Here is an 11,665-nt window from a genome sequence, read left to right on the forward strand (position 1 = left end):
GCATAAATCTCCTGTCACCTGGCACCCGAGGTAAAGCATTATGCCCGGACCGCCACAACGTGAGTGTATGACGAAGCGCTCCAACCTCATCGACGGCGAGTGGACCGACGCCGAGAGCGGCGACACGTTCGACACGTACGACCCCGCGAGCCCCGACGAGGTGGTCGGAACCTACCCCGAGTCGGCGGCCGCGGACGCCGAGCGGGCCGTCGAGGCCGCGGCAGCCGCGACCGAGGAGTGGGGCTCGACGCCCGGCCCGAAGCGCGGCCGGATCCTCTCGCGAGCGAGCAGCATTCTGGCCGACCGCAAGGGCGAACTGGCCGAACTGCTGGTCCGCGAGGAAGGGAAGACCGAGCGCGAAGCCGGCGGCGAAGTCCAGCGCGCGATCGACATCTTCGACTACTACGGCTCGAAAGCGCGCGACATCGGCGGGAAGGTGAAAGGCGCCAGCGGCGCCGACACGGTGCTCCGGACCAAGCAGGAGCCGGTCGGCGTCGCCGCCCTCATCACGCCCTGGAACTACCCCGTCGCCATCCCGGCGTGGAAGATCGCGCCCGCGCTGGCGGCGGGCACCACCGCGGTCATCAAGCCCGCGACGCTCGCGCCGGGCTGTACCCACGCCATCGCCGAGGCGCTCGACGAAGCAGGGCTGCCCGACGGGGCGCTGAACGTCGTCACCGGCCCGGGGAGCGAGGTGGGCGACACCATCGCGAGTCACGACGCCGTCGACGCCGTCTCCTTCACCGGCAGCACCGGCGTCGGCAACGCGGTGTACGACACCGCGACCGCGGACGGCAAGCGCGTCCAGTTGGAGATGGGCGGCAAGAACCCGACGATCGTCTCCGACGCCGCCGACGTGGGGACGGCCGCCCGCATCGCCTCGTGGGGCGCCTTCGGCGTGACGGGGCAGGCCTGTACCGCCACCTCCCGCGCCATCGTCTACGAGGACGTGTACGACGAGTTCGTCGACGCCATCGTCGAACAGGCCGACGGGATCGAGCCCGGCGACGGGTTGGCTGGCGGCGACATGGGCCCGCAGGTCACCGAGGACGAACTGGAGGGCACCCTCGACTACGTCGAGATCGGCCGGACGGAGGGTGCGACCCTCGAAACCGGCGGCGAGGCGCTCGAGCGGGAGGGCCATTTCGTCGAGCCGACAGTGTTCTCGGACGTCGACCCCGACAGCCGACTCGCCCAGGAGGAGATCTTCGGGCCGGTGCTCTCGGTGATACAGGTGAGCGGCTACGAGGAGGCCCTCGAGGTGGCAAACGGCGTCGACTACGGCCTCTCGGCGGGGATCGTCACGAACGACCACCACGAGGCCAACAGCTTCGTCGAGGATATCGACGCCGGCGTCGTGAAAGTCAATCAGCAGACCACCGGCGTGGAGCTCCACATTCCCTTCGGCGGCATGAAGGCCTCCTCCAGCGAGACCTACCGCGAGCAGGGTGAGGCCGGGATCGACTTCTACACCATCTCGAAGACGGTGTACGACAGCTACTGAAGCCGGGTCGGCGTCGACGCCCCCGTCGCGTTTTTCTTGCTGTCCCGTCTTCCGACTGTCACAACGCCTTTGCTCTGTCGCCACGACGACGCGGCTATGGATATCGAGACGCTCGCCGACGAGTTCGACCGGCGGGACTGGCAGGAGATCGAGGCGACCGACGACCCGGTTCGCTTCGCGATGGTCGGCGTGGGCTGGTGGACCCGCGAGCAGGCGATGCCCGCCGTCGAGAGCGCGGCGTTGTGCGAGACGACGGTGCTCGTCAGCGGCGACCGCGAGAAGGCCGAGCGCGTCGCCGCCGACTCGGAGACCGTCGAGCACGCGATCACCTACGACGAGTTCCACGAGGGTGCCGCGAGCGACGCCTACGACGCCGTCTACGTCGTCACCCCAACGCCTTGCATCTCCCGTACGTCGAGACCGCCGCCGAGCTGGGGAAGGCGATCCTCTGTGAGAAGCCGATGGAGGCGACTATCGAGCGCGCCGAGGGCATGGTCGAGGCCGTCGACGCGCACGACGTTCCGCTGATGATCGCCTACCGGATGCAGACCGAACCAGCCATCCGGCGAGCGAAGGAGTTCATCGACGAGGGGCTGCTCGGCGAGCCGATCTTCGTCAACGGGAACATGACCGAGCCGATCCTCGAACTGGTTCCCGACCCGGATCAGTGGCGGCTGGACGGCGAGCTCTCGGGCGGCTGTGCGGTGATGGACATCGGCCTCTACCCGCTGAACACCGCCCGGTTCCTGCTCGACGCCGACCCGGAGCGTGTTCGGGGGAGCGTGGCCTCGGTGGCTCCGGAGTTCGACGACGTGCCCGACGAACACGCCGCGTTCCAGCTCGACTTCCCTGGCCACGTGTTCGCGGTCTGTACCGCCAGCCAGAACGCCCACATGGCGAGCCACATCGAGGTGTTGGGCACCGAGGGTCGGGTCCGAGTCGAGCCGGCGTTCTACCCGTGGGACGATCGCGCGCTCACGATCGAGCGCGGGGGACCAGCGTCGACGTTTCCTTCGAGCAGATCGACCAGATGGAGGAGGAGTTCGAGTACTTCTCACACTGCCTGCTGAGCGGCGAGGACCCCCACCCGGACGGCGAGCACGGGCTGACCGACATCCGGACCATCAAGGCGGTGTACGAGGCCAGCGAAACGGGCGAGACGGTGGAGCTGTAGCCGGTCATACTGTCCAGCGACCGCCGCGTCCCCCGGATCGGCCCAACGCCTTAAGTGTGATAGGGCAGCATCTCCGCCCATGACCGACGACTACGCGATCGAGGGCATCGACCTCTCCGGCGATCGCTACACGGTCGAGCAGGGGCTGATCCGGAACAAGTTCCGCGCGCTCGACGCCGACGGGGACGTGGTACTGCGCGGGAAACAGAAGATGCTGAAGCTGAAAGAGCAGTTCCCCTTCGTCGACGCCGACGGGACCGAGGTGTTCGAGGTCAACGCCGGCAGCATGCTCGATGTGGCAGGCGACTACACTCTGACCGACGCCGAGACCGGCGCGGACGTGGTGATCCTCGACAACGACTACTCGCTGCTGCAGGACACCTGGAAGATCCGCGACGCCGACACCGAGGCCAAACTCGCGGAGATCAACTCCCGTGGCGCGCTCACGACGATGGCGCGCAACACGCTGCCCTTCGGCGAACTGATCCCCACAAGTACGAGATCACCGACGCCGACGGGAAGCACGTCGGCAGTATCGAGGGGCAGTTCTCGCTGCGCGATCGCTACGACGTGACCATCGACGACGCCAGCGACGTCCCGACCGAACCGGTCGTCGCCGCCGCGATGGTGATCGACGCGATTCAGGACCACTGACGGGCCCGCCGACACCGTCAGCCGTCGCCTGCGGCCGGCGCCAACGCTTTGCCACCCCGACCGAACCTGTCGGCCATGGTTCACTCGACGTGGGGCGACTGGTTCGTCCGCGAGGAGATAGAGGCGGCCGACCCGGGTGACGGCGTCATCGGCTGGTACCTCGGCTGTAACGGGTTCGTGCTGCGGTCGGCGTCGACGACGCTGTACGTCGACCCCTACTTCGGGGACGGCGACCCGCCGAACATCGTCCGGATGATCCCCGTCCCGATCGATCCGGCTGACGCGACCGACTGCGACGCCGTGCTCGTCACCCACGAACATATCGACCACATGCATCCACCCTCCTACGGCCCGCTGGTGACGGATCTCGACGCCGACCTCTACGCGCCCGCGGCGTCCTACGAGTCGCCGGACTACGAGGGCGCAATGCGGGCGCCCCCGGATCAGCGCACCGTGATCGCGGAGGGTGAGGCGTTCGAGGTCGGCGACTTCACCGTTTACGTCCGCGGAGCGAACGACCCGGACGCGATCGAACCGGTGAGCTACGTGATCGAACACGAAGCGGGGACGTTCTTCCACGCCGGCGACAGTCGGCCGGCCGACGCCTTCGAGCACCTGGGCGAGCGCTTCGCCATCGACGTGGGGGCGCTCGCCTTCGGCTCCGTCGGGGAGATCTACAAGCCGGAACGCGGCCGGGGCGAGCGGACGCGCTGGTACATGGACGAGAACCAGATCGTCGAGGCGGCGAACCAGCTCGAACTCGATCGGCTGCTCCCCTCCCACCACGACATGTGGCAGGGCGTCGGCGCCGACCCGAAAGTGCTCCACGAACACGCCGCCTCCTTCCGCTACCCGCGGGTGCTCGAGGTGCCACACGTCGGCTGCTCGTTCCGACTCGACGAGCCCGGGTTGCGGCGTATGGGCGCCCTCAACGGTCAGTAGGTGGTACGGGCGACAGAACGGTCGATGCCGAGGTGTTTTACCACAGGCCCCCGGAGGAAACGGGCATGCCACCCACTATCACGAAAATCGTGAGTCGGGAGTTCGAGTACCCCCTGGAGGACGTGGGCACCGACGAACACGGCTTCAACCTCGTCTACGAGCCCGGCGAGACCACCTACCGCAAGCTGTTCGGCGTCAAGATCCACACCGACGAGGGGATCACCGGGGAGTACGTCGGCGGGAACTCCCCCGCGGCGGCGCAGTACAACATCATCGCGAAGTACCTGATCGGCAAGAACCCACTGGAGCGCGAGAAGCACTGGTCGGAGATCAAACGCGCGCTCCGGAAGTACGATCGGATGGGGATGGGCCCCATCGACATCGCGCTGTGGGACTTCGCTGGCAAGTACTACGACGCGCCGATCCACGAACTACTGGGCACCTACCGCACGGAGGTCCCCGCGTACGCGTCGACGTACCACGGCGACGACGCCGGCGGCCTCGACTCCCCCGAGGCGTTCGCTGACTTCGCCGAGGAGTGCCGTGACCAGGGGTTCGGCGGGTTCAAGATTCACGGCTGGGGCGGCGGCGACGCCTCCCGCGATCTCGATCGGGAGGTCGAGGCGGTCCACGCCGTCGGCGAGCGCGTCGGCGACGAGATGGACCTGATGCACGATCCCGCCTGCGAACTCGAAACGTTCGCCGACGCGCTCGAACTCGGGAAGGCGATCGACGAGCAGGACTTTTTCTGGTACGAGGACCCGTTCCGCGACGGCGGCATCTCTCAGCACGCCCACCGCAAGCTCTCTCAGAAGCTCGACACGCCGATCCTCCAGACCGAACACGTCCGCGGCCTGGAGATCAAGTCCGATTTCGCCGCCAACGACGCGACGGACTTCCTCCGGGCGGATCCGGAGTACGACGCCGGGATCACTGGCGCGATCAAGGTCGCCCGCGTCGCCGAGGCGTTCGGGCTCGACATCGAGTTCCACGCGCCCGGGCCCGCCCAGCGTCACTGCATCGCCGCCTGCCGCAACTCCAACTACTACGAGATGGCGCTGGTCCACCCTGACTGCCAGAACACCCAGCCACCGGTGTACGAGGGCGGCTACTCCGACATGATGGGGGCCGTCGAGGACGGAACCGTCTCGGTGCCGGAGGGCCCAGGGCTCGGCGTCGACTACGACTGGGCGTACATCGAGGAGCACACGACCGGGCAGGTCCACACCTACGAGTAGGTCGTACACGGTCGTGTGTCGTTCCTCACAACGGGGGGTTTCTGCCGCGATCCGAGAACCGTCGACGGATATATCGTTGTTTAGACGTAACTACGGACGTATGAGTTCTGAGACAGTCATCGACCTGCTGCGCAAGGCCTACGCCGACGAGATTGAGACCGTGATGAACTACCAGACCAACGCGATCGTCCTCGACGGCGTCCGCGCCGAGGAGATCAAGGAGAGCCTCCAGGCGGACATCCAGGAGGAGCTGGGCCACGCCGAACAGCTCGGCAACCGGCTCAAACAGCTCGACTCCCGCCCGCCCAGCTCCGCGGACTTCGTCGCACGACAGGACTCCCTCCAGCCGCCCGAGGACTCGACGGACGTGCTCTCGGTGATCCGCGGGGTGCTCGACGCCGAGGAGGACGCCATCGACACCTACCGCTCGCTCATCGACGCCGCGGAGGCCGCCGACGACCCCGTCACCGAGGATCTCGCGGTGACGATCCTGGCCGACGAGGAAGCCCACCGGACCGAGTTCCGCGGGTTCGAAAAGGAGTACCAGACCGACTGATCCTGGCTGCTCGGGGGCGCTGCCCGTCCCTGCGTGATGGGTGCTCCCCAGATCAGCACTTGGTGACCGGCGAGAAAGGACAACCCCAGCAGGCACCGCCCTTGAAGCGAGTGAATTCCGCGCTTTCAGCTGCGTTGGTTAGCCGAGCAGTCCGAACGAGGGGGACCGCTGATGATGTCGCTGGCGAATGTCTTTGGAGAGTGGCGTGATCGCCGCGGGTAGGGGCGAAACCGAAAACCGGGAAGGGTGAGGATTGCCCCGAGCCCTGAGCCGTCTTCACTCAGCGTTGGCTCCGAATCGTGTTACAACGGGATGGGCGCTGCAGGATTTGAACCCGCGACAGCTTGGTCCGAAGCCAAGTACTCTGTCCAGGCTGAGCTAAGCGCCCGACACGCATTCGTACTGCCGACCCATAGTTAAGTCACTCGGTTCAGTCTGGTGGTTCCGTCCGGCGGCGACGTCGACGACCACGGGCAATCACAAAGAATAATAACGCATCAAATCATTCTTCACACATCCGATGAATCTCGGGCGTCTTCTGGATCGCGCGACTGGAGGCTCTATTCCCGCTGTTTCACCCCTCCCCGCGTGATGTACGACCTCCACCCACATCTCGACGCGGAGGTTCAGCCCGGGACAAACATCCTCCTCACCGGCCCGCCACTGGCCGGAAAACGGGCACGCTGTCTCGACCTCCTCGCCGCCGGCACCGAGCAGGGTGAGGGCTCGATCGTCGTCACCACCAAAGACAGCGCCGACCGGATACTGGAGCAGTTCGCCGAGCGGACGAGCTACGAGAGCCGACCCGTCGCCGTCGTCGACTGCGTCACCAAACAGCAGGGTGACGAGGTGCCCGAGCGCGATCGGGTCAAGTACGCCTCCTCGCCGGTCGACATGACGGGGATCGGGATCCAACTCTCGGAGTTCCTGCAGGCGTTCTACCAGGACCGGAACATCGAGCGCAACCGCGTGATGCTCCACTCGCTGACGACGCTGTTGATGTACTCCGACCTCCAGACCGTGTTCCGCTTCCTCCACGTGTTCACCGGCCGCGTCCAGAGCGTCGACGGCCTCGGGCTCTACTGTATCGACGAGACGGCCCACGACCAGCAGACGCTCAACACGCTCAAACAGCTGTTCGACGGCGTCGTCGAGGTCCAGGAGCACGCCGACCCAATCGTCCACCTCGCGGACGCCTGACCCACCCCTTTTGCCGGTAGCGGCGCAACCGTCGGCCATGCCGATCACCGACGACGACCGCCTGCGCGACCTGCTCGACGCCGACACCATCGCAGTCGTCGGCTGCTCGACCACCGAGGGCAAAGCCGCCCACGACGTGCCGCGGTACCTGCAGGCGCACGGCTACCGGATCGTGCCGATCAACCCCTTCGCCGACGAGATCCTGGGCGAGACGGCGTACGACTCGCTCGCCGACGTGGAGCCGGAGATCGACCTCGTCGACGTGTTCCGCCCCAGCGAGGAGACGCCGGCGGTCGTCGAGGCCGTCGTCGACCGTCACGAGGCCCGCGGCGACGCCGGCGCAGTCTGGCTGCAGTTGGGGATCGCCAACGACGAGGCCGCGGAACTGGCCGACACCGCCGGGCTCGACTTCGTCCAGGATCGCTGTATCAAAGTCGACCACGGTCGGCTGGCCGCCTCCGCGTAGGTCGCTTACGCCGCGTCTGTGATCGCATCCTCGACGACCGTCTTCGCCGCTTCCGCGAGCGTTTCGACGTCGTCGCTCTCCGCGTAGATCCGGAGGTACGGCTCCGTCCCGCTCGGGCGCACGAGCACCCACGACGCGTCGGGAAGCTCCAGTCGAACCCCGTACTCGTCGTCGACGCTGGCCGCAGGGAAGCGCTCGGGCAATGTCTCGGTCAGCCGCGCCATCGCGTCGACCTTGGCGTCGTCGGCACAGGGGACGCTGATCTTGGTGTACGGTCGCTCGGGGATGGGCTCCCGGCGTTCCGCAAGCGGGATCTCGGCGACGAGCCGCGCCAGCACGGCCGCGGAGGCGACGCCGTCGATCCACCCGCCGAAGCGCGTGTGGACGTGCTTCCAGGGCTCGGCAGCGAACGCCACGTCGGCGCCGCCGTCGCGGGCGTCGGCGATGCCGTCGTGGAGGTAGCCCAGCGCGACGCGCTCGACGCGACCGCCTGCCGCGCGGACGCGCTCGTCAATGCGTGCGGAGGCGTTGGGCGTCGTCACGACCGTCGGCTCCTCGCTGTCGGCCGCCGCGACGTACTCCTCGGCCAGCATCGCCAGCACGGTGTCCTCGTGGACGACCTCGCCGTCACCCGTCATGACGACGATGCGGTCGGCGTCCCCGTCGTGGGCGATTCCGAGGTCGAACGAACCGTCCGCCATGAAGCGCAGACAGTCACCCAGCGTCCCCTCGGTCGGCTTGCTCCCGCGGCCGGGGAAGTGACCGTCGACGTTGCCGTTGAGCGTGACGACCTCCGCGCCGAGTTCGCGGAGCACCTGCGGCGTCGCCAGCGACGCCATGCCGTTGCCGCAGTCGACGACGATCCGGAGCCCGTCGAGGTCGGCGCCGAACTGCCGGGCGTAGGCGACGACCGCGTCACGGTAGTCCTCGAGCACCGCGGCACGCTCGCGGGTGCCCCACGCATCCCACTGCGTCGGTTCGGTGCCGGCGTCGATGTGGCCCTCGATGCGAGCCTCGGCCTCGCCGCTGTACTCGACACCGTCGGCGAACAGTTTGATGCCGTTGTCCGCCGGGGGTTGTGCGAGGCCGTGATCGCGACGCCGTAGCGGCCCCGACTCGCGTACGCGAGCGCCGGCGTCGGCGCCTGGCCGATCTCGATCACGTCCACGCCGGCCGAGGCGAGCCCCGACGCCATCGCGTCGACGAGTGCCTGCCCCGTCTCACGGCCGTCGCGAGCGAGCGCGAACTCGACCGACTCGTCCGATCCCGCCTGCTGCAGCGCGTCGACTGCTGCCGCCTGGCCGACGCGCATGGCCAGCGACGGCGTCACCCGCTGACGAGCGTCGCCGCGGATCCCCGCAGTGCCGAACAGTTCCATGCTCGACCGGTCGGTACGGGGCTACTTTGCCTGCCCGGTTCCGGGCCGGCGCCCGACACCGGAGTTAAGTATCGCTCAGTCGATTCATCGACCATGAGCGAAGCCGACCGCGTCCGCGCGCACGTCCACGTCAGCGGGAACGTACAGGGCGTCGGCTACCGAGCCAACACCGAGGAGACCGCCACCAGGCGCGGGGTTGACGGGTGGGTGCGCAACCTGGACGACGGCCGCGTCGAGGCGGTGTTCGAGGGCGACCCGCGGTCGGTGGAGTCGATGATCGGCTGGTGTCACACCGGGAGCCCGCGGGCCAGCGTCGACGGCGTCGAGGTGGCGTACGAGGAGCCCCAGGGCGTCGACGGGTTCGAGGTTCGCTGGTCCGGCTGATCGTCGACGCTCCAGCCACGTTCGCCGCAGTCGGAACGACTTAGCCACGGGGGAGCGACGCTCCCGGTGATGCGACACGCACGCTTCCGAGACCCCAGCGGCGCGGTACGACGCGGCGAGTGGCACGGCGACGCGGTCAGCTTCGCGGACGAGGAGTACGCCCTCGACGAGATTGATCTGCTCGCCCCCACCGAGCCGACTAAGGTCGTCTGTGTCGGCCGAAACTACGTCGCCCACGCCGAGGAGCACGACGCCGACGTGCCCGACCGGCCGCTCCTGTTCCTGAAGGGGCCGAACACCGTCGCCGGCCACGGCGACACCGTTACGCTCCCCGCGGGGAAAGAGCGCGTCGAGTGGGAGGCCGAACTCGGCGTCGTGATCGGGAAACAGGCAAAACACGTCGACGCCGAGGACGCGATGGCGTACGTCGCGGGCTACACCTGCGTCGACGACGTGTCGAACCGCGACGACCAGCGCAGCGAGTCCCAGTGGGTCCGCGGGAAGGCGTTCGACGGCGCCGCCCCGATCGGTCCCTGCGTCGTCGACCCCGAACACGTCCCGGACGATGCACAGATCCAGACTCGTGTCAACGGCGAGGTGAAGCAGGACGCCACCATCGACCAGATGGTGTTCGACGTGCCGGCGCTGATCGAGGAGGCGACCCAGTACATGACGCTCGAACCGGGCGACGTGATCGCCACGGGCACGCCCGAGGGCGTGGGCCCCTTCAAGGACGGCGACACGGTCGAGATCCAGATCGGTGGCGTCGGAACGCTCGAACACGAGGTTACTCGGTGAGCGGGAACGGGGCAGACGACGGGGACGACCTGATCGTCCGCGTCTGGCACGGCTGGACCGACCCCGAGGACGCGGACGCGTACGAGCAGTTTCTCGCCGATCCCGACGACGGACTGCTCGCGACGATGTCGGGCGAGGGATTTCTTGGCTCCGACCTGCTCCGGCGCGACGCGGGCGAGGAAGTAGAGTTCGTGACCCAGATCTGGTTCTCGAACTACGACGCCGTCAGGGAGTTCGCCGGCGAGAACTACGAGAACGCCCACGTCCCCGAGCCGGCTCGCGAGCTACTCGCTCGTTGGGACGACGAAGCGACGCACTACCACTGTCGGGCGAGTCAGCGGCGCTGAGCCGGCGGCGCTGTTAGACTACTCCCCGTACGTCAACCGCTTCACGGCGGCGTTCAGCCGGCCGATAACTTTCCCCATCCACGCGACCGGCGACACGCGCCGGATCGCCGACTCATCGACCTCGATGCGTTCGTCGCCGAAGGGGTCACGGTCCGGGCCGTCGTTGTTGGCGTCGACGGCGTCGACGACGGTGGTCATCGAACAGCGCCCGCACGCTTCTGTCGGCTGTTCGTCGCTCATGAACGTGTGTTACAGTTCCCTAGTGATAGATGTGCCGCCGCCGGCCACGCGACGGGCTTTTGAGCGAGGGTGTGTCACAGTCGGCCATGACTCACCGAACCGCCGCGGATGACCGCGACTGGGCCGTCGGAGGCCGCCGATGACCGAAGCCGAGGCGCGCGATCCGGAGGAGCTCCCCCGGAGATTCGGGAGGAGGTGCCGACGTGGGACGACGAGTACTTCGACCGGGTCAGCGGTCGGCTGATGTTCAGCTACGACCTCGAACGGGACTACCGCGTTCGGGGCGAGTCGTTCGATCTCTACGGCGAGTTCCGAGTGCGGACCCAGAAGCAGTTCTTCCACCCCGCGCTAAGCTACGCCGATCACGACCGCGCGGAGTACCTGTTCGCGCGGCGGGTGGCTCGCCCGGCCGTCGACGACCTCGAGTCACTGGTCGAGCTGGGCCACGACCTCGCCGACGACTGGATCGTCCCCAGCGAGGAGCATTTCGGAACGGAGTTCACGTTCGTCGTCGTCGCCGACGAGCTCACCGAGTCGGTCCGGGAGTTCGTCGAGGGGTTCCGCGAGCGAGAACTGCTCGCGTACGGCTACTACGGCCACTACGAGATCAACCTCGTCGTCGTCGCCCCGACACGGAGACGGTTATCGCCAGCACCGAGGCCGACACCGCGGAGGCGTTCGCGCTCTGGGGCGACGTCGAGCGGCCGAGCGAGAGCTTCCTCTCACGGTTCGCCAAGCGGTTCTGGACGTAGCTGTCGCTGGCGTGTTCTTGCAGAGGGAAGGT

At 67.6% G+C, this 11,665-nt stretch carries 10 protein-coding genes, 1 tRNA gene and 4 pseudogenes; 12 read left to right on the forward strand and 3 right to left on the reverse strand.

The genetic code is table 11. From position 1 onward, the window contains the following. Positions 1–67: 67 nt before the first annotated feature. The 6 genes and pseudogenes from xacF to SY89_RS09225 all read left to right on the forward strand — a co-directional run bounded on the left by xacF (position 68) and on the right by SY89_RS09225 (position 6,068). Complete coding sequence (gene xacF, locus SY89_RS09200) at positions 68–1,504, forward strand: 2,5-dioxovalerate dehydrogenase (RefSeq protein WP_054583997.1); 1,437 nt, start codon at positions 68–70, stop codon at positions 1,502–1,504. Between the two features lie 96 nt (positions 1,505–1,600). Then, positions 1,601–2,678: pseudogene (gene gfo6 / locus SY89_RS09205) on the forward strand (D-xylose 1-dehydrogenase Gfo6). 79 nt (positions 2,679–2,757) lie between these two features. Then, positions 2,758–3,332 (forward strand): annotated as a pseudogene (locus tag SY89_RS09210) (LURP-one-related/scramblase family protein). A 75-nt stretch (positions 3,333–3,407) separates the two neighbouring features. Then, a complete protein-coding gene (locus SY89_RS09215) occupies positions 3,408–4,274 on the forward strand; it encodes an MBL fold metallo-hydrolase (RefSeq protein WP_054583998.1) in 867 nt (288 codons plus the stop codon). Between the two features lie 65 nt (positions 4,275–4,339). After that, positions 4,340–5,512: a mandelate racemase family protein gene (locus SY89_RS09220; protein ID WP_054583999.1), complete on the forward strand. Its 1,173-nt coding sequence runs from the start codon at positions 4,340–4,342 to the stop codon at positions 5,510–5,512. A gap of 100 nt (positions 5,513–5,612) precedes the next feature. Continuing rightward, complete coding sequence (locus SY89_RS09225; RefSeq protein WP_054584000.1) at positions 5,613–6,068, forward strand: ferritin-like domain-containing protein; 456 nt, start codon at positions 5,613–5,615, stop codon at positions 6,066–6,068. A gap of 313 nt (positions 6,069–6,381) precedes the next feature. Here the strand turns inward: SY89_RS09225 and SY89_RS09230 are convergent. Further along, a tRNA-Arg gene (locus SY89_RS09230) sits at positions 6,382–6,456 on the reverse strand. A 203-nt stretch (positions 6,457–6,659) separates the two neighbouring features. On the opposite strand from SY89_RS09230, the gene SY89_RS09235 reads away from it, so the two are divergent. Further along, positions 6,660–7,268, forward strand: coding sequence for an RAD55 family ATPase (locus tag SY89_RS09235; protein ID WP_054584001.1), 609 nt, complete (start codon positions 6,660–6,662; stop codon positions 7,266–7,268). A 37-nt stretch (positions 7,269–7,305) separates the two neighbouring features. Then, entirely contained in the window at positions 7,306–7,734 is a 429-nt protein-coding gene (locus SY89_RS09240; protein WP_054584002.1) for a CoA-binding protein, read from the forward strand. A 5-nt stretch (positions 7,735–7,739) separates the two neighbouring features. Here the strand turns inward: SY89_RS09240 and SY89_RS09245 are convergent. Continuing rightward, positions 7,740–9,112 (reverse strand): annotated as a pseudogene (locus tag SY89_RS09245) (phosphohexomutase domain-containing protein). Positions 9,113–9,205: 93 nt separating this feature from the next. On the opposite strand from SY89_RS09245, the gene SY89_RS09250 reads away from it, so the two are divergent. From SY89_RS09250 to SY89_RS09260, 3 genes are all read left to right on the forward strand, one after another. Continuing rightward, positions 9,206–9,496, forward strand: coding sequence for an acylphosphatase (locus SY89_RS09250; RefSeq protein ID WP_054584003.1), 291 nt, complete (start codon positions 9,206–9,208; stop codon positions 9,494–9,496). Positions 9,497–9,565: 69 nt separating this feature from the next. Then, positions 9,566–10,294 carry a fumarylacetoacetate hydrolase family protein gene (locus tag SY89_RS09255; RefSeq protein ID WP_054584004.1) on the forward strand — a complete coding sequence of 243 codons (729 nt, stop codon included), beginning with the start codon at positions 9,566–9,568 and terminating at the stop codon, positions 10,292–10,294. Then, positions 10,291–10,641 (forward strand): antibiotic biosynthesis monooxygenase, encoded by a 351-nt coding sequence (locus SY89_RS09260; RefSeq protein ID WP_239685578.1) that lies wholly within the window; start codon positions 10,291–10,293, stop codon positions 10,639–10,641. The genes SY89_RS09255 and SY89_RS09260 overlap by 4 nt, the downstream gene beginning before the upstream one ends. Positions 10,642–10,659: 18 nt before the next feature. Here the strand turns inward: SY89_RS09260 and SY89_RS09265 are convergent, their stop codons facing one another. After that, positions 10,660–10,881 carry a hypothetical protein gene (locus SY89_RS09265; RefSeq protein WP_054584005.1) on the reverse strand — a complete coding sequence of 74 codons (222 nt, stop codon included), beginning with the start codon at positions 10,879–10,881 and terminating at the stop codon, positions 10,660–10,662. Positions 10,882–10,989: 108 nt separating this feature from the next. Between SY89_RS09265 and SY89_RS09270 the strand changes: the two are divergent. Continuing rightward, positions 10,990–11,633 (forward strand): annotated as a pseudogene (locus SY89_RS09270) (hypothetical protein). The last annotated feature ends 32 nt before the right edge of the window (positions 11,634–11,665 follow it).

Origin of the sequence: Halolamina pelagica (genome assembly GCF_001307315.1) — an archaeon.
Classification (GTDB): domain Archaea; phylum Halobacteriota; class Halobacteria; order Halobacteriales; family Haloferacaceae; genus Halolamina; species Halolamina pelagica_B.